Below are 26,755 nucleotides of genomic sequence, written 5' to 3' on the forward strand. Positions count from 1 at the left end.
CTGCAATTTGGTGTCCGAGGATCGACACGAACCGATACCCAACACGGGTTGCGCCTTATCGGCGCTATTCCACTCGCCTGAAATCAGGCTACCTGTAGGGTCCCGGGCTGACCGCCCGGGATCCGGTCGGCACGAGAGGCTCCTCAGCGTGAAGCGGCGAGAGATTCATCGTTCACCTTGGCCTGGCGCGGAATGGCTCAGTGAGCTGCGGAGGTCGTCGACTGCGGGCTTCAACCGCGCGCGCTCTTCATCGTCAGCGGCGATGGTCTCGAGTGAAGCTCATTTCCGCGCAGGCGGCCAGCTTCATGGGTGTGATCAAAGGACTGGCGTCGGCGGATCTCGGCGACGGGCAACGCGATGATCTCCGTGTCAGCGGGGGATTGCTGGGCGGTGGCGGTGAGGATGGTCAGGACGGCGAGGGCGAGCATGGCCAGGGTGACGTGGCAGCAGGATCCGGTCGAAGCCAAGCGGATTGTCCGGATCTCACGGATCGCCGAGCCGGCGCTCGAGTTCATCGGCGCCGGGCCCGGCCTGGTGACCAGCAAGGATCGCTGACAATCGACTCACCCTTCGCAGACGGCGTCGCGGCTTACTCGGCGAAGGGTCCGTGGGCGGGATATCGCGTTCCTACAGGTTCCCGGCGGCTGACGCTCTAGGCGAGTTATAGAGAGGCCGCGCACCGTCGCGGCCATGGAGACCGCAGCCGGGGCTGTTCCACCGATCGCAGCGCGAGCGCCCGAGGTCGACGAGCGGGAATTCCGTCGGACGATGGGCCGGTTCTGCACCGGCGTAACCGTCGTCACCGCCCTTGACGAGGAGCCCGTTGGTTTCACCTGCCAGTCGTTCACGTCGCTGTCCCTCGACCCGCCACTGGTCATGGTGTCCAGCTCGAACCGCGGCCGCAGCCTGCCGCGCATCGTGCGGGCCGGCTCGTTCGGGAGCAACATCCTCAGCGCACGGCAGGAAGCGATGGGGCGTCGCTTCGCGACCTCCCGGCCGGACAAGTTCGCCGGGGTGAGTTGGCAGGCGTCGCCGGTCACCGGCACACCGCGTATTAACGACGCCCTCGCGTGGATCGACTCGGTCGTCCGGGACGTGATACCGGGCGGCGACCATACGATCCTGATCGGCCAGGTAGTCGCGGTCCACCACACTCCCGACGCGGGCGAGCCGCTGCTCTTCTTCGACGGCGAGTTCTGCGATCTCGCGGCTGGGCAGCCAGGCCGAGGTCGGTGACCCTGCGGCTCAGCTCCGCAGGTAGGCCAGCACCGCGAGCACCCGCCGGTGGCCGTCCATCGCGGCCGGCAGGTCAAGTTTGCTGAAGATGTTGCCGATGTGCTTGTTGACCGCCGCGTCCGTGACGTGCAGCCGCTTGCCGATGGTGTCGTTGGAGCGGCCCCTCCGCCATCAGCGCGAGGACCTCGAGCTCGCGGGCAGTCAGCCGCTGCCTCGGATCCGGCCGCCGACTGATCAGCTGGCGGACCACCTCGGGATCGACGACCGTCTCCCCGGCCGAGACCTGTTCCACCGCAGCGTTGAACTCCACGACCGCGCCGACCCGGTCCTTCAGGAGGTAGCCGACGCCCTCGCCGTTGTCGGAATCCAGCAACTGTGCCGCGTACGACTGGTCTACGTACTGGCTGAGAGGGTGGTTCGGTAGCTTCCGTCCATTGTGGGTTTGGGTCGGTGTGTGAATGTGAGCCGTGGTCGTAACCGGTGGGGTCCGGCCGCGTTGGGCTGATCATGGGTGAGCGTGCGGCGTATCCGAGTGACCTGACCGATGAGCAGTGGGCGGTGGTCGGACCGTTCCTGCAGGCGTGGAAGGACCGCCACCCGTCGGTGTCGGGGCATCAGGGTCGCTACGAGCTGAGGGAGATCGTGAACGCGATCTTCTACCAGAACCGGACCGGGTGTCAGTGGGCATACCTGCCGCACGACCTGCCGCCGAAGTCCGCCACCTACTACTACTACTTCGCCCTGTGGCGTGATGACGGCACCGACCAGGTGATCCATGATCTGCTGCGTTGCCAGGCGCGGGAGAAGGCCGGCCAGGTTCGCCGCCCGCCCGCAGCCCGCCGGGCGGGAGATTCCCAAGCATCTGCTTGACATTCGGCGGAAAGCGAGGAGACTCCAAGCATGTCCTTGGAAAGTGGGCGGCGGCGCGTCATCGGCGACCCGGTAGCCATGCGCGCTCTGGCCCACCCGCTTCGACTCAAGCTCCACGCACTCGTCGGCCGTGAGGGCACCATGACGGCTGCGACGGCCGCGCGCGCGCTGGGGATCAGCCAGGCGCTCGCCTCCCATCACCTGCGCCAGCTCGGGAAGTACGGCTTCGTCGAGCAGGCCGGCCGCAGCGACAACCGGGAGCGCCCGTGGCGGGTGACCGCCGTTTCCCATGACTGGGAGCCCGGCGAGACAGCCGAGGGCCACGAGGGACTGAGCATGTTGGAGCGGTTCGTGCTGGAGCGCAGCGCCGCTCAGTTGGCCGAGTGGCAGCAACGCCGCCCGGAGATGGATTCCCGCTGGAGTGAGCACACCGGGGTCTCACAGAACCTCGCCTATTTGACCGTCGACGAGCTGGCCGAGCTGCACCGCGCCTGGGAGGCCCTCATCTCGCCCTGGGTGCAGCGCCGTCCGCTCGGCGACACCGCGAGCCGGCCCGAGGGTGCCGTACCGATCGACATCACTCTGATCATCGCGCCGCTGCCGCCGACCGCGTCAGGCGGTTGACCGACGCTTCGGCTCCCCCTTCGTGTTCCGGCGAGGGCCAACCCGTGCGCTCGATGGGTGCACCGATCGAAGGAGGGAATGCTGTGCCACCGCCGACCAACGCCTCGAGGATCCGCCGCGACTATCTGATCCTGCTCGCCCTTCGGTGGTTCCCCAGCGGCCTGATCATTCCGGTGCTGGTGCTCCTGCCGCTTCAGCGTGGACTCAGCCTCGGCCAACTCGGCGTGGTCATGGCGATCCAGGGACTGACGATCCTCTGCCTCGAAGTGCCGACGGGTGGCGCGGCCGACACGTTCGGTCGGCGACCGGTACTGCTCTTCGCCTCCGCGGTCAACATCTGCTCCCTGCTGCTGTTCGCCTTCGCGTCGTCGGTTGCCGCCTTCGCCGTCTACTTCCTGATCCAGGGCGTCTATCGGGCCCTCGACAGCGGACCGCTCGATGCCTGGTTCGTGGACAGCACCCTGGCCCGGGACCCGGACACCTCCATCGAGCGCGGACTCGGTCTGGGTGGCACCGTGATGAGCATCGCCATCGGCGCGGGCTCGTTGCTGAGCGGCCTCCTCGTTGCGGTTCAGCCGATTCCCGGCGTTCCCGGCATCGTCACGCCGGTCGTCATCGCGATCGTGGTGCGGGTGATCGAGCTCGGGTTCGTGACGGTCCTGCTGCGCGAGGAGCCGCGGAACCGGCCGGAACGGTCCGGACGAGACCGCCCGTCGGTCCGATTCGGACGGACGGTCGCCAGTGCAACGCGGCTCATGACCCGCTCCCGTGTGCTGATCTGCCTGCTCGCCGTGGAGATCCTGTGGGGATTCGGGATGGTCAGCTTCGAGACGCTTACCGCGGTCCGGCTGACCGCGGTAACCGGAGACACGGAACAGATCGCCTCGCTGATGGGGCCGTTGACAGCGTTCGCCTGGATCGCCTCGGCAGCCGGCGCGGCTCTGATCATCCCGGTTGCGGAACGCGTCGGCACGCCGCTCGCCGCCGCCCTGATGCGGGTCCTGCAGGGGCTCGCCGTCGCCGCGATGGCACTGTTCGGCGGGCTCGCCGGCATCATCACCGCGTTCCTCGCCTGCTATCTCGTGCACGGCGCGTCGAACCCGCTGCACAACGCGCTGCTGCACCGCCAGGTCGGCACCGACGAGCGCGCCACCGTGTTGTCGCTGAACTCGATGGTCTCGCAGCCGGCCGCCGCACTCGGACTCGTCACGCTGACCGCGCTGGCCGACGCCATCAGCCTGAGCGCGGCGATGGTGATCGGTGCGATCATCCTGGCCGTCGCCGCCCCGCTGTACCTCGCGGCGCGCAACGACCGCCGCCCGGTGACGCCGCAAACCGCTACGACCCGCTGACCGGTCGAGGACCGATCAGCGGGGCAGCGAGGTGCCGGGTCACGAGGAGGAGTGGCGAGGCAGGCAGATGCCGGACAACACGGCCGTGAGTACGGTGAACATCGCGTCCGTCGAACTCTCCTGGTAGAAGTGGCCCCCGTCGAACACGTGCAGCGACGATGGCGCGGTGCTGTGCCTCCGCCAGCCGAGCAGGTCAGCCTCGTCGACCTCGGGGTCGTCACGCCCGCCCAGCACATCGATCGGCACGGTGAGCGGGGGCCGTTCGGCGTACCGGTAGCGCTCGCACGCCTCCAGGTCCGCCCGCAGGATCGGAATGGCGCGGGCGACCAGGTCGGGGTGATCGAAGAACTCGGGCGGCGTGCCGCCCTGCGCCCGTAACATCGTGGTCAAGGCGGCATCGCTGCCGAGGTGGGACGATGTCCGGAGCCGGTTCCAGCGGTCCGGGCTGCGCGCGCTACTGACCACCAGGCGCCGCGGCTCCGGACCGCCCCTGTCCCGCAACATCTGGGCGGTCTCGTACGCGAGCAGACCGCCCATGCTGTGCCCGAACAGGACGAACGGCAGCCGGTACCGTTCGTCCGCTATGCCGTGGGCGATCTCGGCGCTCAACTCCGCGATCCGGGTGCGCGGCGGCTCATCAGCCCGGGCGCCCCGTCCGGGCAGCTGCAACGGACACAGCTCGACGTCCGGTGGCAGCCGATCGGCCCAGCCGAGATATGCCGCCGCGCTGCCGCCCGCGAACGGCAGGCAGTAGAGACGGATCCGCGGCGTCGCAGTGGATCGGCGGTACGGCAGGAGACCGGTGTCCATGGGTCACCCCTGCCCGTTGGCGATGGACATCGGCATGGGCATCGACCCGACCATGATCTCGCCGAGGGTCTCGGCGTCGCCGGCGCACAGGGCGCGCAGCACCTCGAGGAAGGTGTGCGCAACGGTCGCAGCGGCTGGGGCGTCGTACCAGCGGCGGTCGTAGAGCAGCTCCAACCGCAGCCGATCAGCGTCAACTACGTTGACGACCAGCGGATACTCAGTGCTCTCCACTGCGCCGGCCACGGTGAGCGTGGCCCGGCCGGTGCAGACCGTCGGCGACAGCGTCTCGGTCACCACGATGCTGTGGAACAGCGGCACCCCGCGCGGGATCCCGGTGCACTCCTGGACCTCGCTGAGGGGCGAGTTCTCGTGCTCCTGCATACGCACCATCTGCGCCTGGACGTCGTCGAGCCAGGCGGGCACCGCCATTCCGGCGTCGAGGCGCACCCGGACGGGCAACGTGTTGAGCATCGGCCCGACGACCCGGTCGGCCCCCGGAAATGCGGCGGTGCGCCCGGAGACGGTGCAGCCGAAGAGCACGTCTTCGCGATCGGTCAGGTGACCGAGCGCTGTCGCCCAGGCGGCAGTGGCCACACTGGCCAGGGTGAGCCCGTGTCCGCGCGCGTATGCCCGGACGGTCCGCGTCTGCTCGTCGGTGAGGCTGAGCGTCACGTAGTCGCTCCCCCGGCGCTCCGCCTGCGGTGCCGGAACCGGCATCGGGGTGGGCTCAGTGACGTCGTGCAGCTGGGTGGCCCAGTACCGGCCCGATTCGACGGCATCCAACGTCCCGAGCCAGCCGACGTACTGCCGGAAGGCCGTCGCGGGCTCCAGGCGGGCCGGTCGTCCCTCCAGCAACGCCGTGTAGACCGCCATCACGTCGCGCAGGAGCAGATCGACACTCCATCCGTCGAGCAGCAGATGGTGATAGGTGAGGATGCCGGTGACGGCGTCCTCCGAACGGCTCAGCACCAGTTTCCAGAGCACCCGGTCGAGGGTCATGCCCGTACTCCGCTCGGCGACCGCGACTCCGGCCGCATCGTCCACCGTACGGATGAACAGTTCCGGTTCCCGCCAGACGACCTGAACCGGTTCCTGCCCGCTCTGCCAGTCCACGGTGGTCCGCAGGATTGCGTGCCGGCCCGCGGCCTCGCGCCAGGCCCGCTCGAACAGAGCCAGGTCCACCGCACCGGTCAGCCGGAGGTTCTGCTGGTCGATGTAGACGCCCTCGTCCGGGCGCAGAAGAGTCTGGAACAGCATGCCGGCCTGGGTGGTGGTGAGCGGATAGACGTCCTCGACGACTCCGGGCCCGGAGGTGATGAGGCGGACTTCGTCGTCGGTCAGGCGGGCGAGCGGGAAGTCGGAGGAAGTGTGCCCGCCGGGGTGTGCGACGCAGTACCGCACCAGTTCGTTGACGTGGTCGAGGAACCGCTCGGCCACCGTCACCACGCTCGACTCCGCCAGCCGCTCCGGAGGGTAGGTCCAATCGACCAGGAGCCGGTCCTCGCGGATCTCGGCCTCGATCTCGATCGGATGGGTACGGCGCTGCCCGGGTGCACGGTCGGCGCCGCACACCGGTGCCAGCATGCGCAGCGGACCGGTGGCGGACGGCGGTGTCACCCGGCCGTGATAGTTGAACACCACCTCGGCGTCCTGCTCGGCGCGCAACCGATCCGCCTGCGGGCTGGTACTGAGGTGACGCAGGAGGGCATGGTCGAAGCCGCCGTGGGGCATCGAGCGGAGATGTTCCTTGACGGTGTCGAGTGCGGCGCCGAGGTCATCGCCGTCGATCGACGGTGCGAACGGCACCACCGAGGTGAACCAGCCGACCGTACGGGAGATGTCGATGCCGGGCAGGGGATGGTCGCGGCCGTGCCGCTCGACGTCCACCCGCACCGAGCCACCGGCCCAGTCCCGCAGGGCCCGGGCGAGGGCGGTCAGCAGCACGTCCTCGACCTGCACGTGCCGGGCGGCGGGGGCGCCGCTCAGCAGCAGCCGGGTGTCCTTCACGCCGAGCTCGGCGCGCACGGTGCTGGCGGCGCCGACGAGGTCGGAGCCCGCGTCCGGGTCGCCGGGCAGCGCGGTCCCGGTCGGCACGGTGAGCCGGTCACACAGAGCCAGCACCGTCGGGTCGTCAGCGCGCCGCTTGAGCGCTGCGGCCCACACGCCGGGGTGCACCTCCGTGGCCGGCAGGGCGGCGTCCTGCCCGTCGGTGTCACACGCCGCCGCCAGGTCTTCGACCAGGAACCGCCAGGACACCGTGTCGACCGCGAGGTGATGGACGACGACGATCAGGTTGGCCGGCCGGTCCCGGCGCGTGACGAGCGCTGCGCGTAGCAAGGGTCCGCGGGTCAGATCGAGGCTTGCCTGCACCCGGTCCGCGACGGCCGAGAGTTCCTCGTCGTCGGCGATCGACTCGTGGATCAACAGGTCGGCATCCCCGGGTGGCTCGATGTGCTGCTGCCAGCCCGCATCGGTCCGGGTGAAGCGCGCCCGCAGCGCCGGGTGCCTGTTCACGACGGCGCGCAGCGCTTCGGCTATCACCGTCGGGTCCTCGATCTCGGTCTCCAGCAGGACGGACTGGTTGTAGTGGTGTGCGTCGGCCAGGTCGCAATTCAGGAACCAGGCTTGCATCGGCGTCGGTGGCAGGGTGCCGCCGATGTCGCCGGCCTCCGCCCCGGCCGCGTCCGAGGCGGTCGCCACCGGCTCGGTGTGCGCCGCGAGGGTGGCCACCGTCGGATACCGGAAGATGAGCCTCGGCGTGATCTCCAGGCCCTCCGCGCGGGCCGCGGCCATGATCTGGATCGTCAGGATGGAGTCGCCGCCGAGTTCGAAGTAGTTGTCGTGGACACCGACCCGATCGAGGCCCAGTGCTGCGGCCCAGATGGCCGCGACCCGCACCTCCACCTCGTCGCGAGGGGCGTCGTATCCCCGGTCGGCGGGTTCCGCGACGAGGTCCGGGGCGGGCAACGCCCGACGCTCGACCTTGCCGTTGGCGTCCAGCGGCACCGCGTCGATCGCCACGAACAGCGAAGGGATCAGGTAGCCGGGCAGGAGCCGGCCGAGAAACTCGCGCAGTTCACCCGCGCCGGGCACGCCGCCTGCGTCGTCGGTACCGGTACCGCTACCGACGACGTAGGCGACCAGCTGGCGGCGATTCTGCTGATCCGACCGGGCCAACACGATCGCCCGCTCGACGCCGGGATGGGTGGCCAGATGCTGTTCGATCTCGCCGGTCTCGACCCGGTACCCGCGGATCTTCACCTGGTCGTCGAGTCGGCGCTGGAACTGCACGTTGCCGTCGGGCAGCTGGTAGCCCCGGTCGCCGGTGCGGTACATCCGCATGCCGGGGCGACCGGTGTAGGGATCGGGCAGGAAACGCTCCGCGGTCAAGCCGGGTTGGTGCAGGTAACCCCGGGCCGGGCAGACGCCGCCGATGTAGATCTCCCCCGGCACGCCGACCGGCGCCGGGGCCAGATTTCGGTCGAGTACGTACATCGTCGTGTGCGGGATCGGACTACCGATCGGCAGCAGATCCCGATCGACTGGATCACCCACCGGCGTGTACACCGAGTTCGCCACGGACGCCTCGGTCGGACCGTACTCGTTGAGGATGTCACTGTCCGGAGCGAGGCTCCGCCAGCGGCGCAACGCGGAAGACGGAAACGCGTCCGCACCGACGGCGAGCACCCCCGCCAGTCCAGCCGCCTCCGCGGCGGTGAGTTGCTGGGTGAGCAGCTCCAGGTGACCCGGGGTCATCTTGAGGAAGCTGTACGGGCCACCGCGCACCAGTTCCGCGGCCAGTTGCGCCGGGTCGAGCCCTTCCGGCAGCAGGCGGACCGGTCGGCCGAGCAGCAGTGGGGTGTAGAGGTTCGGCACGATCATGTCGAATCCGACGGATGAGAAGAGAGCCGTGCCGCCGTCGCGCCCGCCCGTGTACCGATCGGCGCAGAACCGCAAGTAGTTGACGAGGCCGCGATGGTGGCAGGCCACCCCCTTGGGTCGTCCCGTCGAGCCCGAGGTGTAGATGACGTAGGCGAGCTGGTCGGCGTGCCGGGCCCCGGGCGGGTCGGTGTCGTCCTGCTCAGCTATCAGCTCGGCGTCGCGGTCGAGCAGGCATACCTGTCCAGGTGGGTCGGTCAGCAAGGTCTGGTACTGGTCCTGGGACACCACATGGGACAGCCCGGCGTCGGCCATGATGGTGCGGACCCGCGCGGCCGGGTTGTCCGGCGCCAGGGGCACGTACGCGGCTTGCGCCTTCAGCACCGCGAGCAGGGTGACCAGCAGCTCGGGGCTGCGCTCGACGATCACGCCGACCAGGCTCTCCGGACCGACACCGATGCCCTTCAGGTGACGGGCCAGCCGGTTCGCCCTGGCGTTCAGCTCCCGGTACGTCATCGTCTGCTCGCCCCAGAGCAGCGCAGCGGCGTTCGGCGTGCGGCGGACCTGTTCCTCGAACAGGCCATGGATGGTGGCATCGTCGGGGCCGGGCACCACGGTGTCGTTGATGCTCAGCAGACGGTCGTGTTCGGCCCGGCTCAGCACGGAGGTGTCGCGGAGCAGCCGGCCGGGTTCCTCGGCGAACGCTTCGGCCACCGTACGCAGGTGGTCGGCGATGCGTCGCGCGGTCTCGGGCTGCACGGCGCGCAACTGGTGGCGAAGGAGGAAGCGGATCCGGTCCGGCTGCTCCTCCACCATCAGGATCAGCGGATAGCCGGTGCGCTCGTACGTCTCGGCCAGGCGCAGACCCGCAGCGTGCGCGGCCGGACCGGTGCCCGGCTGGTTCTGGGCGATGACGATGGTGTCGAACAACGGCGTGCCCCTCGGCATGTCGCTCACCGCCTGGATGTCCGGCAGCGCCGCGTGCGCGTGATCGCGCATCCGCACCAGGTCGGTCTGCAGGTCGTTCAGCCAGCCGGCCAGGGTGTCGCTCCCGTGGTAGCAGGCACGTACCGGAATGGTGTTGATGAACAGGCCGACCATGTCCTCCACCGCGGGCAGGTCGGCCGGTCGCCCCGCCACCGTCGACCCGAACACCACCTCGTCCTGTCCGCTGTAGACCGCCAGCAGCAGCGCCCAGAACCCGTGCGCCAGCGTGCTGGCGGTCAACCCCGCGTTCCGGGAGGCCGCACGCAGTCGGGCCAGCAGCGGGCCGTCGACGTCCATGGTGACCTCGCCGATCGTCCCGTCCGTGGCGGTGTCGTGGCCCGAACCGTGCACCTCCCAGGCCGTCGGCTCGGTCAGGCCGGCCAGGTACGCGCGCCAGAAGTCCTCGGTGGGTCCGCGATCCTGAGCGCGGAGCCAGTCGGTGAGACGCCGGTACGGCACGCCGTGGATCTCCGCGCGGCGCCCGGCACGCCGAGCAGCGTATGCGACGCCGAGTTGCTCGGTCAGCGTGGCGAGGCTCCAGGCGTCCAGGATCAGGTGATGGTGGCTGAGGACCAGCCGGGTGTGGGCTCCGAAGTCGATGAGAGTGGCGCGCACAGGTGGCGCCGAGACGAGATCGAACGACGCTAACCGGTCCTCCCGGAGGAACGCGGCGAAGAGAGCCGGGCGTTCGGCGTCCGGGCGGTCTCGCCAGTCGATCTTCCGGACCGGAAGCGCGAACCGCCGCAGCACCACCTGGGTCGGGTCGGCGACCCCCTCGAGCTGGACCCGGCTCCGCAGCACCGGGTGCGTGTCGACCAGGTCCTGGAGGGCCGCGGTCAGCGCCTCGTCGTCGACGGGCGCAACGGCGTCGATCACCGTCTGCTGGTGATAGTCCCCGCTGTCCTCGGACAGCTCGCTGTGGAAGAGCATGCCGGCCTGCATCGAGGTGAGCGGGTACGCGTCGGCGATGTCGGCGCGGTTGCGTAGCTCGGCCAGCGCCGGGTCCTCGACGTGACCGGCGACCGCCGGGGCACCCGTGGTCGGAACGACCTCGTCGGCAAGCCGGCGGACGGTCCGCAGACCGAGGATCTGCGCGGCAGTCGTCTGCAGCCCGGCATCCCGGGTGCGGACGATGATCTGCAGCGCGGAGATCGAGTCGCCACCCAGTGCGAAGAAGTCGTCGTCGATGCCGAGCTCGGCCAGGCCGAGCACCTCGCTCCAGACCGCGGTCAGGGTCCGCTGCGTCGGGTTCTCCGGGGGTGAGTACGGCGATCGCAGGTCGGCGCGGGTCAGCATGGGTACGGGCAGGGCCGCCCGATCGACCTTGCCGCTGGTGGTCAACGGAATGTGCGCCAGCGGCAGGTACATCGCCGGCAGCATGTAGGCCGGGAGGTCGCGGGACAACCACGACTCCAGCTCGTCGCGACCGGGCAGGGGACGGTCACCCGTACCGACGACGTAGGCCACCAGGCGGGTGTGCTGGTTCTCGCTGTGCGTCACCACGACGGCATCGGCCACCGCAGGGTGACCGCGCAGTACGGCGGAGATCTCCCCCAGCTCGATCCGGTTTCCATTGATCTTCACCTGGTGATCGACGCGACCCAGATAGTCCAACTGCCCGCCCGGCAGCGCGCGGACCACGTCACCGGTGCAGTACATCCGGTGCCCGCCGCCCGCGAACGGGTCGGGCAGGAACCGGTCGGCGGTCAGGTCGGCCCGGCGGTGATACCCGCGGGTGACGGCGACGCCGCCGATGTACAGCTCACCCTCTGTACCGGCCGGCACCGGTTCGAAGTTGTCGTCCAGCACGTACCAGGTCACGTTGTCGATCGGGTCACCGATCGGAACGCTCGTCCCGTCACTGCCCGGCTGCCAGGTGTGCGCCGACACCTCGATCGAGGTCTCGGTCGGCCCGTACATGTTGTGCACCTGCGCCGACATCAGCTTGGCGGCCCGGTCGGCCAGATCGGGCGGCAGTGCCTCGCCGGTGCAGAAGACATCGCTGACGCAGTCGAGATTCGCCACGGCGGGCTCGGTGACGAACTGGGCGAGCATGGACGGTACGAAATGGACGATGTCCACTCTCTCGGCTGCGATGATCTGCGCCAGATAGGCCGGATCGCGGTGTCCGCCGGGCCGGGCAAGGACCAACCGGGCACCGCTCACCAGCGGCCAAAACAACTCCCAGGCGGACACGTCGAAGCTGATCGGTGTCTTCTGCAGGATCGTGGTGCCGGGGCCGATGGGTCGCACGCGCTGGTGCCACAACAGCCGGTTGACGACCCCGCGGTGGGGGACCAGCACCCCTTTCGGGCGGCCGGTCGATCCCGAGGTGTAGATGACGTAGACCAAGTTGTCCGGATCGGCGGGCGACGGGGGTGCCTCGCCCGGCGGAAGCGAGTCGATGTCGAGCACCGGTACGCCGGCGCCGTTACCGTTCATCAGACCGTCGTGGGTGAGGACCACCGGCGCCGCGGTGTCGGTCAGCATGAACGCCAGCCGGTCGACCGGATAGTCCGGGTCCAGCGGCACGTACGCGCAGCCGGCCCGGATGATGCCCAGCAGGCCGGCCATCATCGCCACACTCCGCTCGGCGCACAGACCGATCCGGGTCTCCGGCCCGAACCCCCGCCGGCGCAGGGCCGCGGCGACCGCCGAAGCCCGTGCGTCGAGGTCCGTGTACGACAACGTCACACCGTCCGCGGTGATGGCCGGTTCCTGCGGCGTGGCCGCGACCTGGGCTCGAAACAGACTGTCGACCGTGTCATGGGGGTTCGCTCGCATGGCCGCACCATCCCGAGGCCGGCTATCCACGGTCTATCGGCGCCCTATCCCCCCGGGACCGGAGCGGCATCCGGCGCCGACAGGGATCGAACAGGGCCTCGATAGGTCGACCGGGCAACGTCGCCGGCATGACCAAGCCAAGGGCCATCCTGCACTCGGCCGTCGTGGCGCAGAGTGACCGGACGCCGGATGCGATCGCCGTGATCGACGGGAACACCGCCCTCACCTACCGCGACCTCGTCTCGGGAGCGGATCGGATCGCCGGCGCCCTCGTCGCCGGGGGAACCCGTACGGACGACGTGGTGGCGATCGTGCCGGACCGGTCGGCGGCCATGGTGACGGCGCTGCTCGGGATCCTCCGCGCCGGCGCGGCCTACCTGCCGATCGAGCCCGGCACCCCACCGGCCAGGACCCGGCAACTGGTCGCCGACGCGCGGGCCCGGATCTGTCTGGCCGGGCCCGGCGAGATCGCCAGCACGGCCGAGGCGCTCCGGTCGGTCGCCGTCGTCCTGCCGTTCAGCGTCGCCGGGCCCACCCCGGGACCCGCACTGCCGGACGTCCACCCGGACGGCCTCTGCGCCGTCTACTACACGTCCGGCTCGACGGGGCACCCGAAGGGGGTGGCCTGCACGCACCGGGGCTGGACGAACCGGATGGACTGGATGCAGCGGCACCACCCGCTGAGTCCCGCCGAGACGGTTCTGCACAAGACGACGTTGACCTTCGACGACGCCGCGGTGGAGCTGTTCTGGCCACTGGCCGCCGGTGGCCGGACCGCGATGCTGGCGCCGGGCGCGCACCGTGACCCTCGCGCGATCATCGACGCGGCGATCAGGTACGAGGCGGTACACCTGAACTTTGTACCGTCGATGCTGGAGCTGGTCCTCGACGAGCTGACCGACGCCGATGTCCACCGGTTGCACCGACTCCGCAGCGTGCTGTCCAGCGGCGAGGCGCTGCCCGCCCGGCTGGCCGAGCGGTTCCTGGCCCGCTTCGGGGACACGGTGACCCTCGACAACACCTGGGGCGCCACCGAGGTCTCGATCGACTCGACCTGTCATACCTGCACGCCTGAGGACCGCTCCGGGCCGGTCGCCTCGGTCAGCATCGGCGGTCCGATCGACCGCAACGAGGTCCTGGTCCTCGACGACCGCATGCAGGCTGTCCCGGACGACGAAGCGGGCGACCTCTACATCGGCGGAATCGGCCTGGCCCGCGGTTACCTCCACGCGCCCGGGCGCACGGCGGCAGCCTTCCTGCCTCATCCGTGGCGGCCCGGCGAACGGGTGTACCGCACCGGCGACCGCGGCCGCCGTGACCGTGCCGGCCGGCTCCACTATCTCGACCGTCAGGACCGGCAAGTCAAGATCCGCGGGGTACGGATCGAGCTGGGCGAGATCGAGGCCGTGATGCGGGGATACGACGGAGTGTCCGATGCCGCCGCGACCACCTGGCGCGGGCCGTCCGGCGACGCCCGTATCGCGTTGTTCCTGGTGGTCGACCAGCCTGGCCTGACGGCCGCCCGGCTGCGCGAGCATGCCGCCGCGACCCTTCCGGGATATGCCGTGCCGTCGGCCATCGAACTGCTCGACCACCTGCCCCGACTGCCCAGCGGCAAGCTCGACCGGCAGGCACTGCCGACGCCTGCGGCGGTCGAGCAGGACGAGCACGTGGCCCCCCGGACACCACCGGAAAAGGTGGTGGCCCGGATCTGGGAGGACATGCTGGGTGCCCCGCGGGTAGGCGCCACCGACAACTTCTTCGCTCTCGGCGGGCACTCCCTGCTGGCCATCCGGACCACCAGCCAGATGATCCGCACCTTCGGCACCGACATCCCGATGAACCTGCTCTTCGAGCATCCGACGGTGGAGGCGGTGGCCGCCCGTATCGAGGAGCTGGTCGAGCGCCAGGTCGCCGCCCTGAGTGACGAGGACGTGCTGCGCATGGCGCGCAGCTGACCGGAAGGACAACGAGATGAGCACCACGGAGCAGTTCCAGGTCGTGATCAACGACGAGGAGCAGTACTCCATCTGGCCGCTGCACCGGACCCCTCCGGACGGCTGGCAGCCCGACGGCACGACCGGCACCAAGGATGACTGCCTCAGCCACATCGACGAGGTGTGGTCAGACATGCGCCCGCTGTCGCTGCGCCGAAGCATGGACGGATAACCGACCCGGCGCGCGAAGGGGAATCCCGAATGACCGACACGACGAACATCCCATCGCCAGAAGCCACGGGCCCCAGCACCGTGGCCGCCGAGGGCTGGCTCCTGCGGCGACGACCCGGTGCGCCGGACGAGGATCGTGTCGTGGCGCTCGGACGCGATGCGGCACATTGCACCGAACTGCTCGACGGCGGGGATTCGTGGCTCGTCGCCCGTGGCCGGCCCGTCCCGCCTGCTTCGGTGGTGCTGATGTTCCCCGGCGTGGGCGACCAGCGTCCCGGTCTCAGCCGCGACCTTTATCACGCCGTACCCGCTTATCGGGCCGAGCTCGACCGGGTCAGCGAGATGCTCCGCCCCCTTCTCGATCAGGATCTGCGCGAGCTGCTGCTCACCGACGAGTCGGGCCCGACCGGGTGGTCCCTGCGGGAGCTCCTCCAGCGGGATGCCGGCGGTCCTCTCAGCCGGACCAGCCTCGCGCAACCGCTGGTCTTCGCCCTGGAGTACTGCCTCGCGCGGCTCCTGCTGCATTGGGGCGTCCGACCCGCCGTGCTGGTCGGATACAGCATCGGGGAGTACGTTGCGGCCTGCGTGGCCGGAGTGCTGGACATCCGGGACGCACTGACCCTGGTCACGCGCCGAGCGGCGTTGATCGAGGAGGTACCGGCCGGCGCCATGCTGGTCGTGATGCTGGATCCGGGCGACCTGGCCGAGCATCTCGGAGACGACCTGTGGCTCGCCGCAGTGAACGGCGCCGGGCTGTGTCAGGTGTCAGGGACGCCCTCGGCCGTCGCCCGGCTGGCGGAACGGCTGACCTCTGCGGGTGTCGCCACTCTTCCGGCGCCGGCCCGGCACGCCTTCCACTCCCCGCTGATGGATCCGGTCGCCCGGCCGCTGGAGCGTCTGCTGGAGAACATTCCCCTCACGCCGCCGAGCATCCCGGTGCTCTCCAACGTCACCGGTGACTGGCTGACCGACGAGGAATCCTGCTCGCCCGGCTACTGGGCCCGGCACCTCTGCCAGCCGGTCCAGTTCGCCGGCAACCTGGCGCGCATGTGGGGGATGCCGCGCGTGCTGGCGGTCGAGGTCGGTGCCGGGCAGATGCTCACCTCGCTCGCCAACCAGCACCCCGCGCGTCCCCGCGGCCCGGGGACACCACCGGTCGTCGCCACCCTGACCAGCCGCGGCAACGACCATGGCGAGGTGGCCGCGATGGCCCGGGTGCTGGCACACGCCTGGGCGAACGGCGCCTGGGAACCCACCGCGGCCGGATCCGGGCCGGCGGACGCCGAGAGGGGAAAATCATGGACTTCGCGCTGAACGAGGACCAACGCCGGCTGCGCACCGAGATCATCGAATTCGCGCAGGCACGCCTGGGCGAGCAGGCCGGTGCGAACGACCGCGAGGCACGGTTCGACCGTGCGGGGTGGGACGAGTGTGCCCGGTTCGGGGTGTTGGGCTGGCCCTTCCCGGCCGAGTACGGAGGCGCCGGACTGGATCCACTCAGCTGCGTCGTCGCCTTCGAGGCGCTCGCCTACGGATGCGCCGACAATGGTCTGGTCTTCGCGATCAACAACCACGTCTGGGCCTGCGCCGTGTACATCGCTGAGCACGGCACCCCGCAGCAGCGCAAGCAGTTCCTGCCGGGCCTGATCGACGGCTCGACGATCGGCGCACACGCGCTCACCGAGCCGGACGTGGGCTCTGACGCCCTGTCGGTGACCACCAGGGCCGTCGAGGAGAACGGTCAGTACCTCCTCACCGGAACCAAGTGTTTCATCAGCAACGCACCGGTGGCCGATCTGTTCGTGGTCTTCGCCGTTACCGAACCCGATGCGGCGCCGCAGGGGCGGCTGTCGGCCTTCATCGTCCCGGCGTCGACGTCGGGCGTCCGGGTCGTCCGCGAGATCGGTAAGGCCGGTCTGCGCGGGACCCCGATGGGCGAGGTCAGGTTCGAGGATTGCGTGATCCCGGAGGACTACCTGCTCGGCGCTGCCGGTGGCGGATACCGGCTCTTCACGTCGGCGATGGAGTACGAGCGCGGCTTCATGTTCGCCGCCCAGGTCGGCGCCCTCCAGCGGGTCATGGAGCGGTCCGTGGCGCATGCCAGTGCGCGCCGGCAGTTCGGCCGACCGATCGCCGCTTTCCAGGGCGTCTCACATCCCATCGCTGACATGCGAGTCCGTCTGGAGCTGGCCCGCCTGCTGCTGTACAAGGTCGGCTGGCTCAAGCGGGAGGGCCGGATGGCGATGCTGGAGGCGGCGATGCTCAAGCTGTACGCCAGCGAAGGTCTCGTCGATTCCGCTCTGGCAGCCCTGCAGATCCATGGCGCCCGAGGCTATGTCGAGGACCAGCCGATCGAACGTGAAGTACGCGACGCGCTGGCCGGCACGGTCTACGGCGGCACCTCGGAGATCCAGCGCAACATCATCGCTTCGCTGATCGGCCTGCCCGCATGAACAGCCGGCTCGCGACCTGTCATGCCCGAGGAGGCATCTCTTGACCACCCTCACCATCGCCATGGAACAGCCGCTGTCGTCTGTTTCCGCCGAGGAGTTCGGCCGCCGGATCTTCTTCGCCACCGCTGACATCCTCAACTTCCGCTTCGTCCGGAACGGCGATGAGGTCACCGCCGTCGACCTGACGGTGGCCGACCAGGGAGACGTCGACCAGGTCCGGCGCAAGGTCAACGCTGTACTGAACGACGATGTCCTGAGCCAGCTGACCCGTCCACCGAAGGTCATCTGGTCCTCCCCGGCCGAGCGTCCCGTCCCGGACGGGACCTTCGACCGGCTCATGGCCGACGGGGAGGCGTCGCCTTCCGGCCAGGGCCAGGTGGCGCTGGGCCCACAGATGCTGCACCTGATGGACGCCCTCGACGACACGATTCGCGACATCGTCGTGGACGAGTTCCGCGCGCGCGAACAGCGTTACCCGACGCTGATCCCGGCATCCGTGATGCACCGCTGCGGCTACCTGACGTCCTTCCCGCAGTACCTGATGTTCGTCAGCCGCCTGCACAGCGATCGAGACGTCTACCGCGACTTCGTGACGGACACCAGCACCGGCGGAGCGATGGTGCCCGATGTGCTCGACCGGTGCGCCGGCGTGGACTACTGCCTCCCTCCGACCATGTGCTATCACACCTTCCACCAGCACGCCGACGGAACGCTGCCGGAGGACGCCGGCGTGGTGACCGCCCGCGGCAAGTCGTTCCGCCACGAGGAGAAGTACCACAGCGGTCTGGAGCGGCTCTGGGACTTCACCATCCGGGAGATCGTCTTCCTGGGCGACCGCGACCATGTGACAGCCGGCCGGCAGCGCCTCCTCGACCGCATTCTGGGTCTCACCGAGGATCTCGGCCTCAGCGGCCGGTGCGAGGTGGCGAGCGATCCGTTCTTCGGCGATCTCGACGTGGCCGCCCGCGCCACCTCGCAGCGTCTGCTCGAGCTCAAGTACGAGCTGCGGCTCGACGTCGGCGGCAGCCGGGACATCGCGGTCGGGTCGTTCAACCTCCACGAGCGCACCTTCGGATCGGCCTTCGGCATCCACATGTCCGACGGGGAGGTCGCGCACTCCGCGTGTGCCGGATTCGGCCTGGAGCGGCTGGCCTATGCCGTCGTGTGCCAGCACGGACTCGACCCGGCCGGCTGGCCCGCCCGGGTCGCCGAGTTGCTCGCCGCGCCTGACGGCCGATAAGTCATGACAACTGACAGGGGATTACCCGTGCGAGAGAACATCGCCGTCATCGGGGCGGGAACCATGGGGATCGGCGTCTCGCACGCCTTCGCCGCCGGCGGCCACCACGTGACCCTGGTGGACATCGGCAAACCCGCTCTCGACCGAGCGGCCGAAGAGATAGCGCGTAACGTGCGGCTCTTCGGCATGGTCGGTGGTACGCCGGAGAGCACACCGGGCGCAACGCTGGCGGCGATCACGTTCAGCACCGAGCTCGCTGACGTGGCCGACGCCGACTTCGTGGTCGAGAACATCACCGAGAACTTTTCGCTCAAGCAGCGGGTGTACCGAGAGCTGGACGAGATGTGCAAGCCCGCCGCGGTCTTCGGGGTCAACACGTCCGCGATCCCGATCACCCGCATCGCCGGGCTGACCGAGCGGGCCGACCGGGTCGTCGGCACCCACTTCATGAATCCGGTGCCGCTCAAGCCGCTGGTCGAGGTCATCCGCGGTTTCCACACCTCGCCCGAGACCATCGCCTTCACCCGTGACCTGATCTCCCGGCTCGGCAAGGACACTGCGGTGGTCGAGGACTCGCCCGGCTTCGTCACGAATCGCGCCATGATGCTGATGGTCAACGAGGCCATCTGCCTGTTGCAGGAGGGCGTGGCACCGGCGGCCGAGATCGACCGGCTCTTCGTCCAGTGCTTCGGGCACCGCATGGGACCACTGGCCACCGCCGACCTCATCGGCCTGGACACCGTGCTCTATTCGCTCGACGTCCTCCTAGAGAACTTCAACGAACCCAAGTACCGCCCGAGCCTGCTGCTGCGGAAGCTCGTCGACGCCGGTCACCTGGGCCGCAAGACCGGGCAGGGCCTCTTCGACTACCGCACCACGGACCCCACAACCGTTCCGGAAAGGAACTGACATGCAGAACCACCTGGACACGATCCGTGCGTTCGTCCGGCGGCAGGCCGACGGCATCGCCGACGACGAGGACATCTTCGCCAACGGTTACGTGAACTCCCTCTTCGCCGTGCAGGTCATCATGTTCGTGGAGCAGACGTTCGGCATCACGGTGGCCGGGGACGACCTCGACATCCGCAACTTCCGGTCCATCGCCGCGATCGACCAGTTCGTGGTCGACCACGCCGGTGATCGGCTGGTCGCCCCGCTGTAGCCCTCGTCCCGCACGACGAACTGGCCGGCTGCCCGTGGGCAGCCGGCCAGTTGGTCTGTGGCGGTGAGGTCACCCAGCCGGCGGGGAAACCGGGGTGGCGACTGCCAGTAACGACCGCATCACCGCCCTGGACGAGCGCATCCGGGCGGCCAGTTCGTGCAGCGCCAGCAGCAGGTGCGCGTCACCGGAGTGGTAACGCAGCACACTGATCCGGATGAGCGGGCCCATCACCGGATCCAGCGGGCGGTCACGCTCGAGGTTCAGCCGCGTGCGGGCGGCCTCGTCCTCGATGTCGATCTGATGGGTCTCCACATAGACCTCCGGCGCTACGGGGCACGGCTCGTAGCGCCAGCCACCCTGGTCACGACGGACCCGATCGGCCAGTTCGGGTACGTCGTCGATCAATCGCTGTTGGGCCGCCGCCAGACTGTCGACACTTATCCCGTCGGACGCATAGCGGACGACGACCCGGCGGAACCGCCGCGACGGCCCGTCCCGCAGATCCTGCAGGAATAGATCGACCTCCGGCGGCTCCAGATAGCGCATACGGTGGTCACTCCCCCTCGGCGATGCGGTCCGACGCGGTGGCCGGCGGTCGCTGCTGAAGCCGTCCCACCGACACCACGACCGTCACGATTGTTGTACGAACCATGGCTTTCGCCGGGCTTCCGCCTCGGTCGACCGTCGGCCTGCGATCGCGTCCTCATGACGGCACGAGCCGACAGCACGCCGATAGGCCCGGCAGTGAGTATCGGTGCTGCACCACCCACCGGCTGGTGTGAACCGGCTTGTCGAGAGGGCGGCGGATAGACATGTTCACTATGGCGGCAGCAGCACCAACGCCGTTGTCGGTCTGCGTACTCGGCGGCGCGAACAGCAGCCAGGACCGCAGCGCGCCCGCCGCCGCCGACCGATTCGGGCGCCGGTCGGGTGGACGCGGTCACCGCATCACCTGTGGCGGCAGGTCCGGGCTGACGGATCTCGTGGCGTGGTCCGCGCACCTGGCCGGCCCCGACACCACCTCCGCGCTGACCGCGGTCGAGGGAGTCCAGGCGGCTGGAGGTGCACGGTGCTGAAACTCAACCAGACGGCTTCCATGATCGACCGTCGGCGGTTCCTGTCCCACCTGGCGGAGCTGGCCCGATTCGGCGCGGACGAGCTGGGCGGAGTGTCTCGGACCGGCTTCAGCGAGGCGGATCACGCCGCCCGGCGATACCTCTGCGAGCGCTCGCGGATGCTCCGGTTGCGCGCCACCGTCGACGCGGCCGGGAACCTCTTCATCGGACGCCGGGAGGCGGACCGGGACCGGCCGGTCCTGCTGTTCGGATCGCATCTCGACAGCGTGGTGCACGGCGGCCGGCTCGACGGGGCATACGGCGTCGTGGCCGCCCTGGAGACCTTGGCACGGCTGGACGAACGAGACGGCTCCTTTGCGTACGAGCCGGTGGCGGTCGCCTTCGCCAACGAGGAGGGCGCCGAGTTCGGGTACCCCTTCTTCGGATCGAAGGCGATGGTCGGTCCCATCGAACATGCCGAGCGTCTGGTGGACAGCGCCGGGCTTCCCCTGCGCGACGCCTTGCGGGCTGCCGGGGGCGATATCGACGCCCTGTCCTCGGCCGTGTGGCCGGCCGGCCGGCTCGGCGGCTTCCTCGAGCTGCACATCGAACAGGGCCCGGTGCTGCAACGGGCCGGTGTCCCGCTCGGATTGGTCGAGGCGATCACCGGGCGCCACATCTTCGAGATCACGGTCACCGGCGAGCAGAATCATGCCGGAACCACCCCGATGGACGATCGGCACGACGCGCTCGTAGCCGGTGCCCGCCTGACGCTCGCCATCGAGGACATCGCCCGGGTGCGCCGGCTCTGCGCCGTCTCGACGGTGGGCCGTTTCGATGTCCGGCCGAACGTGACCAACGTGATCCCGGGCGCCGTCACCTTGACCGTGGAGATCCGGGACGGCTCACTCGATCGGCTGGCGAACGCCGAACGCGCCGTCCTGGCGGCGGTGGCCGCGCTGGGACCCGGCATCGACGCGCGGGTGGACGTCCGCATGCGCGCCGCTCCCGTCCGCACCGACCACCGGCTCAGCGCCGCGATCACCGACGCCGCGGCCGAGCACGGACTTCCCGTGCTGACGATGCACAGCGGCGCCGGTCACGACGCGCAGATCGTCGCTGCGGCGGGCCCGGTCGGAATGATCTTCGTACCCAGTCGGGACGGGATCAGCCACTCCCCCCGTGAGCACACCGAGCCGGAACATCTGCTGGCCGGGGCGGACGTACTCCTGACCACGGTGCGTCGCCTGTTGGAGGGGGCGGACCGGTGAGGTTCACCGGGCGTGTCGACGCTCCCCCGGCCGACGTCCTGCACGAAGAGATCCTGCGCCCGCAGTTCGAGAAGGAAGCCCGCACGCTCCTGCCCTGGTACGTGCTGATCGAAAAGGTCCTGTTGCTGGAGTACCGGCGAATGGGGTTGATCGACGACACCCAGTCGGCCGCGCTGGTCTCTCGGCTGAACGAGCTGACCCCGGAACAGATCACCGCCGATCCGGAGGGCAACATGTCCGACCTCGCGTTCGCCATCGAACGGTACGTCCAGGGCGGACCGGAACCTGTGCCGGCCGCATGGCACGTCGACCGCAGCCGCAACGATCTCCAGGCCTGCGCCCAACTGCTGTACGGCCGATCGCAGCTCGCCGCGCTCATTGAGAGTCTGGTCGGTCTGGCTCGGGCCGCCGCCGACCGCGCGGCGGCCGGCGTCGACCTGCCGATGCCCGGATACACACACCTGCAGGCCGCTCAGGTCGTCACGCCCGGCTTCTACCTTGCCGCCCTGGTCGAGGAGTCGCTGCGGACCATCCGGCAGATGCGTGCGACCTACGACGCGGTCGACGAGTGCCCGCTCGGCGCCGGTGCGATGGCCGGTCAACAGCTGGACTGGGACCTGCCCCGCATGGCGACGCTCCTGAGTTTCGATCGGCCGACCCGGCACGCCCTGATGGCGGTGGCCTCCCGTGGGTGGGCGCTGCGTGTAAGCGGGGATCTGTCCGCCTACGGGGTGGTCCTCAGCCGCTTCGCCACCGACCTGATGGCGTGGGCCAGCGGCGCCTACCGCCTGGTGGACCTTCCGGACTCGATGGTGGGCATCTCCTCGTCCATGCCGCAGAAGCGCAACTTCCCGGTGCTCGAACGGATCCGTGGCCGGAGCGCACACCTGACGGCGCTGCACCTCGATGTGGCCATGGTCCAGCGCGCGACTCCGTACGCCAACATGGTCGAGGTTTCCAAGGAGGCTGGTAGTCACCTGAATGCGCTGTTCGCCCAGGCTGGATCGGTGTTCCGGCTGACCAGCACCGTGCTCGCCGAGCTCCGCTTCCGGCCCGAGCAGATGCGGGATGCGTGCGCCGGTGACCACCTCGGCGGCTTCCGGCTGGCCAATCTGCTCACCCTGAGAGCGGGACTGCCATGGCGGCACGCGCAGGTGGTGGCCGGTCGGTACATCGCGGCGGCCGTCGACGCGGGCCGCTCCCCCGGCGAGCCCGACGGGCCGCTGTTGCGCAGGCTGGCCGCCGGCTACCCGGTGACGGAGCCGACGGACCTGCTGACCGAGGCGTTCGACGTGGACGCCGACCTGGCGTCACGGACGTCCGACGGATCAACCGGTCCGGACGCGGTACGTCGCCTCCTGGCCGTCCAGTGCGCCGAACTCGACGAGCACGCGGCATGGGGACGGCACCGCCGCTCCGCGACGACCTCTGCGGTGAACGCCGTGGAAGACCAACTGCGAGGACACCATGTTGTTTGACTCGGTGACGGCGGCGATCGGACATACCCCGCTGGTCCGGCTGCGGATTCCGGCAGCCCCCGGGGTGCGGGCGTACGCCAAGCTCGAGATGCAGAACCTGATGGCGATGAAGGACCGGGTGGCCAAGGAGGTCGTCCTGCGCGCACGCGAGGCCGGCACGCTGGTCGACGGCGCGCCGATCGTGGAGAGCTCGTCCGGCACCATGGCGCTGGGGCTGGCGCTGGTGGGCAACCATCTCGGTCATCCGGTCCACATCGTCACCGATCCCCGGATCGATCCGATCACCCTGACCAAGCTCGAGGCGCTGGGCTGCGCGGTGCACGTCGTCGAGGCGATGACCGGAGCGGGCTGGCAGAGTGCCCGGCTGGAACGCCTCGCTCACCTGATGGACGACCTGCCCGGTGCCTTCTGGCCGCAGCAGTACCACAACCCGCACAACCCGCTGGCGTACCGCGCCCTGGCGGACGAGCTCCTGGAGGACATCGATGGCCTCGATGTGCTCGTCGGCGCGGTGGGCAGCGGCGGTTCGCTGTGCGGGACCACGGCGGCGCTGCGCGCCGACCGGCCGGAGCTGACCTCCGTCGGCGTCGACGCCGTCGGCAGCATGCTGTTCGCCCAACCGGACCGTCCCGAGCGCCTGCAGAGCGGACTGGGCAACAGCCTGCAACCGGACAACATCGACTACGCCGTGCTCGACGAGGTGCACTGGCTGTCCGATGACGAGGCGTTCGCCGCGACCCGGGCGCTGGCCCGGGAGCAGCAGATCTTCGCCGGCAACACTTCTGGTTCGGTGTACCGGGTCCTCACCCACCTGGCCCGGCAGGCCGCCGAAGGGACGACGCTGGTGGGCATCTTCCCCGACCGCGGCGACCGGTACGTGGAGTCGGTCTATCGGCACCGGCCGGAGACGCAGCCTCGTAGCCACCCGGTGCGGGTTCCGTACGGCACCGTGGTGACCGCCTGGTCGTTCGCCGAACTCGGGCGGAACCACCGCCGTCAGCTCGGCTTCATCGAGGCGAACACCACGGGCACCGGCATGACGGCCATTCGGACGGCCGCCCGCCTCGACGTGGAGCCGGTGTTGTTCACCAGCTCGCCCCAGCGTTACCGCGGGCTGCCCGACGTCCGCGTCCGCACCGTGGTCTGCGACACCGACGACACTGCGGAGCTGGCCCGGACGATCAAGGCGAACCTCTCGTCGCCCGCCGGCATCGCGACCACCAGCGACTTCTACCTGCCGCAGGTCAGCGAGCTGACCGCCTCGTTCGACCTGCCGGGCAACCCGCCGGAGGCGATCGCCGTGTGCCGCGACAAGGCGGCGACACGGCGGATGCTGAGCGCGGCCGAGGTGCGCCAGCCCGGGTACGCCGTGGTCGCCGCCACCGACGAGATCCCGGCCGCGATCGCCGTGACCGGCCTGCCGTGCGTGGTGAAGCCGATCGACGACTCCGGCTCGAACAACGTCCGGCTCTGCCACGACCTCGCCGAGACGGCGGACCAGGTCGAGTGCATCCTGGCGGTCACCACGAACGTGCGCGGCCAGGCGACCGCCAGGCTGGCACTGATCGAGGAGTACGTGGCGGGGCCGGAGGTGTCGGTGGAGATGTTCAGCCACGACGCCACGGTCACCTGTCTCGGCGTCACGGCGAAGTCCACGCTCGCACCGCCGCACTTCGTCGAGGCACGGCACGTCTTCCCCGCGGCTCTTCCGCCGGCCCTGCACGCCGAGGTGCTGACCTTGGTCACCCGTGCCCTGTCCGCGGCGGGTATCCGGGAAGGCGCGACGCACACCGAGGTACGGCTCGGCTCGGCAGGCCCGTCCATCGTCGAGATCAACGCGCGCCCCGCCGGCGGCATGATCCCCGAGCTCGTGCGGCTGGCCACCGGGGTGGACATCGTCGAGCAACACCTGCGCGCGGCGTGCCGGCTCCCGGTCCAGCTCAGTCCGGCACGGGACCGCACCGCCGGGATCGCGTTCCTCACCGCCGGTCGCACCGGCCGGCTCACCGCCGTCGAGGGCACTACTGCGGCCCGCCGGACGCCGGGCGTGGTCGACGTGGCGGTGACGGCCGCACCCGGGACCGCCGTTCGTCCGCCACGTAACGCCTATGACCGGCTCGGGCACGTCATTGCGGTGGGCAGCTCCGGCCACGAGGTCAGCGAGGCGCTGGACGCCGCACTCGGATATCTGCGAATCGAGGTCAACCATGATCGAACTGCGTAGTGACACCTTCACGCTGCCCTCTGCCGCGATGCGCTCGGCGATGGCCACCGCCCCGCTCGGTGACGACGTCTACGGCGAGGACCCCACCGTGCTGCGACTGGAGCGACTGGCCGCCGACCGCCTCGGCAAGGCAGCCGCCTGTTTGATGCCGAGCGGGACGATGGCCAATCTGGCTGCGCTGATGGCTCACGCCCCGCGCGGGGCCAAGGCGATCGTCGGGTCGGAATCCGATATCTATCTGTACGAGGCGGCCGGCGCGACGGTATGCGGTGGCATCTCCTACGAGCCGATCCGCAACCTTCCCGACGGCACTCTGCCACTGGCCTCGATCGCCGCGGCGTTCCCGGAGGACGACGAGGATCCACAGTTCGCCCCGGCGGCGGTCATCTGTCTGGAGAACACGCAGAATCGCTGCGGCGGGGTGGTGCTACCGGACGGGTACGCGGCCGAGGTCGCCGCGCTGGCCCGGACCCGCGGCGTCGCGGTGCACCTGGACGGTGCCCGGATCTTCAATGCCGCGGTGGCGCGCGGCGTACCGCCGGCCGAGCTGGCCCAGCACGCCGACACGGTGCAGTTCTGCCTGTCCAAGGGGCTCGCCGCACCCATCGGTTCAATGGTGGCCGGCGACGAGGCCACGCTGCTGCGGGTCCGCCGGATCCGCAAGATGCTCGGCGGCGGAATGCGACAGGCGGGCGTGATCGCCGCTGCCGGCATCCTGGCGATCGACGAGGCGGCCGAGCGTCTGAGCACGGACCACGCCCACGCGCGGCTGATGGCCGAAGGGCTGGCCGCGATCCCGGGTGTCACGCTGGACCCACCACAGACCAACAGCATTCTTTTCCGGGTCGCGGGACGGGACCCGGAAGAGGTCGTGCGGATGGCCGCCAGTGCCGGCGTCGCCGTCAACACCTTCGGGCACGGCCGGATCCGCGCGGTCATCCACTGCGGCGTCACCACCGGTGACGTGCACGAGGCGGTGAGCCGCCTCGCCAAGGTGATCACCCATTCCGAGCCGAGGCTGAACGGCGCCGGGAGCCCACGGTAGACAGTCGTGCCATCACACCGCCCCACCCGTCGAGGAGTGACGACCATGTACTCGATCCCGAACACCCCGGCCCGCTCGCACCACGCCACCGCCCCGGGCCGCACGGACACCAACTGG

The 26,755-nt window shown here is 69.8% G+C and carries 18 protein-coding genes and 2 pseudogenes; 15 read left to right on the plus strand and 5 right to left on the minus strand.

All coding sequences use genetic code 11. The features are described from left to right. Nucleotides 1-230: 230 nt before the first annotated feature. Nucleotides 231-428 (minus strand): hypothetical protein, encoded by a 198-nt coding sequence (locus ACN27B_RS29510; protein WP_281593030.1) that lies wholly within the window; start codon nucleotides 426-428, stop codon nucleotides 231-233. Between the two features lie 262 nt (nucleotides 429-690). Between ACN27B_RS29510 and ACN27B_RS29515 the strand changes: the two genes are divergently transcribed. Continuing rightward, nucleotides 691-1,236, plus strand: a complete 546-nt coding sequence (locus ACN27B_RS29515; protein ID WP_281593031.1) for a flavin reductase family protein — start codon at nucleotides 691-693, stop codon at nucleotides 1,234-1,236. A gap of 9 nt (nucleotides 1,237-1,245) precedes the next feature. On the opposite strand, the pseudogene ACN27B_RS29520 reads toward ACN27B_RS29515, so the two are convergent. Further along, nucleotides 1,246-1,660: pseudogene (locus tag ACN27B_RS29520) on the minus strand (response regulator transcription factor); the annotation flags it as partial. Between the two features lie 83 nt (nucleotides 1,661-1,743). On the opposite strand from ACN27B_RS29520, the pseudogene ACN27B_RS29525 reads away from it, so the two are divergent. From ACN27B_RS29525 to ACN27B_RS29535, 3 genes and pseudogenes are all read left to right on the plus strand, one after another. After that, nucleotides 1,744-2,070: pseudogene (locus ACN27B_RS29525) on the plus strand (transposase); the annotation flags it as partial. Nucleotides 2,071-2,136: 66 nt separating this feature from the next. After that, nucleotides 2,137-2,730: an ArsR/SmtB family transcription factor gene (locus ACN27B_RS29530; protein ID WP_281593033.1), complete on the plus strand. Its 594-nt coding sequence runs from the start codon at nucleotides 2,137-2,139 to the stop codon at nucleotides 2,728-2,730. 83 nt (nucleotides 2,731-2,813) lie between these two features. Next, nucleotides 2,814-4,082 (plus strand): MFS transporter, encoded by a 1,269-nt coding sequence (locus tag ACN27B_RS29535; RefSeq protein ID WP_422742529.1) that lies wholly within the window; start codon nucleotides 2,814-2,816, stop codon nucleotides 4,080-4,082. Between the two features lie 39 nt (nucleotides 4,083-4,121). On the opposite strand, the gene ACN27B_RS29540 is transcribed toward ACN27B_RS29535, so the two are convergent. After that, nucleotides 4,122-4,892, minus strand: coding sequence for a thioesterase II family protein (locus ACN27B_RS29540; protein ID WP_091606449.1), 771 nt, complete (start codon nucleotides 4,890-4,892; stop codon nucleotides 4,122-4,124). A gap of 3 nt (nucleotides 4,893-4,895) precedes the next feature. Further along, nucleotides 4,896-12,542 (minus strand): amino acid adenylation domain-containing protein, encoded by a 7,647-nt coding sequence (locus tag ACN27B_RS29545; RefSeq protein WP_422742531.1) that lies wholly within the window; start codon nucleotides 12,540-12,542, stop codon nucleotides 4,896-4,898. A gap of 128 nt (nucleotides 12,543-12,670) precedes the next feature. Here ACN27B_RS29545 and ACN27B_RS29550 point away from each other — a divergent pair, with 128 nt between their 5' ends. From ACN27B_RS29550 to ACN27B_RS29580, 7 genes are read left to right on the plus strand one after another with little or no spacing between them, the layout of a single operon-like run. After that, entirely contained in the window at nucleotides 12,671-14,500 is a 1,830-nt protein-coding gene (locus ACN27B_RS29550; protein WP_281593037.1) for a non-ribosomal peptide synthetase, read from the plus strand. Between the two features lie 16 nt (nucleotides 14,501-14,516). Then, complete coding sequence (locus ACN27B_RS29555) at nucleotides 14,517-14,711, plus strand: MbtH family protein (protein WP_091606459.1); 195 nt, start codon at nucleotides 14,517-14,519, stop codon at nucleotides 14,709-14,711. A 29-nt stretch (nucleotides 14,712-14,740) separates the two neighbouring features. Next, complete coding sequence (locus ACN27B_RS29560; protein ID WP_281593038.1) at nucleotides 14,741-16,024, plus strand: acyltransferase domain-containing protein; 1,284 nt, start codon at nucleotides 14,741-14,743, stop codon at nucleotides 16,022-16,024. After that, nucleotides 16,009-17,163, plus strand: coding sequence for an acyl-CoA dehydrogenase family protein (locus ACN27B_RS29565; protein ID WP_281593039.1), 1,155 nt, complete (start codon nucleotides 16,009-16,011; stop codon nucleotides 17,161-17,163). The genes ACN27B_RS29560 and ACN27B_RS29565 overlap by 16 nt, the downstream gene beginning before the upstream one ends. Nucleotides 17,164-17,203: 40 nt before the next feature. Then, nucleotides 17,204-18,403: a hypothetical protein gene (locus tag ACN27B_RS29570; protein WP_091606468.1), complete on the plus strand. Its 1,200-nt coding sequence runs from the start codon at nucleotides 17,204-17,206 to the stop codon at nucleotides 18,401-18,403. Nucleotides 18,404-18,406: 3 nt separating this feature from the next. Continuing rightward, nucleotides 18,407-19,312 carry a 3-hydroxyacyl-CoA dehydrogenase family protein gene (locus tag ACN27B_RS29575; RefSeq protein ID WP_422742535.1) on the plus strand — a complete coding sequence of 302 codons (906 nt, stop codon included), beginning with the start codon at nucleotides 18,407-18,409 and terminating at the stop codon, nucleotides 19,310-19,312. Between the two features lies 1 nt (nucleotide 19,313). Further along, a complete protein-coding gene (locus ACN27B_RS29580) occupies nucleotides 19,314-19,565 on the plus strand; it encodes a phosphopantetheine-binding protein (protein WP_091606476.1) in 252 nt (83 codons plus the stop codon). Nucleotides 19,566-19,634: 69 nt separating this feature from the next. Here ACN27B_RS29580 and ACN27B_RS29585 read toward each other — a convergent pair whose 3' ends face one another. Then, entirely contained in the window at nucleotides 19,635-20,111 is a 477-nt protein-coding gene (locus ACN27B_RS29585; protein WP_281593041.1) for a hypothetical protein, read from the minus strand. A gap of 550 nt (nucleotides 20,112-20,661) precedes the next feature. Here ACN27B_RS29585 and ACN27B_RS29590 point away from each other — a divergent pair. Genes ACN27B_RS29590 through ACN27B_RS29605 form a run of 4 tightly spaced genes read left to right on the plus strand, consistent with a single transcriptional unit; the run spans nucleotide 20,662 to nucleotide 26,638 of the window. Next, complete coding sequence (locus ACN27B_RS29590; protein WP_281594089.1) at nucleotides 20,662-21,891, plus strand: Zn-dependent hydrolase; 1,230 nt, start codon at nucleotides 20,662-20,664, stop codon at nucleotides 21,889-21,891. Further along, a complete protein-coding gene (locus ACN27B_RS29595) occupies nucleotides 21,888-23,369 on the plus strand; it encodes an argininosuccinate lyase (RefSeq protein ID WP_281593042.1) in 1,482 nt (493 codons plus the stop codon). Before ACN27B_RS29590 ends, ACN27B_RS29595 begins: the two co-directional genes overlap by 4 nt. Further along, complete coding sequence (locus ACN27B_RS29600) at nucleotides 23,359-25,593, plus strand: pyridoxal-phosphate dependent enzyme (RefSeq protein WP_281593043.1); 2,235 nt, start codon at nucleotides 23,359-23,361, stop codon at nucleotides 25,591-25,593. Before ACN27B_RS29595 ends, ACN27B_RS29600 begins: the two co-directional genes overlap by 11 nt. After that, nucleotides 25,577-26,638 carry a GntG family PLP-dependent aldolase gene (locus tag ACN27B_RS29605; protein ID WP_281593044.1) on the plus strand — a complete coding sequence of 354 codons (1,062 nt, stop codon included), beginning with the start codon at nucleotides 25,577-25,579 and terminating at the stop codon, nucleotides 26,636-26,638. The genes ACN27B_RS29600 and ACN27B_RS29605 overlap by 17 nt, the downstream gene beginning before the upstream one ends. Nucleotides 26,639-26,755 lie beyond the last annotated feature (117 nt).

Source organism: Micromonospora sp. WMMD754 (assembly GCF_049315235.1).
GTDB lineage: Bacteria > Actinomycetota > Actinomycetes > Mycobacteriales > Micromonosporaceae > Micromonospora > Micromonospora sediminicola.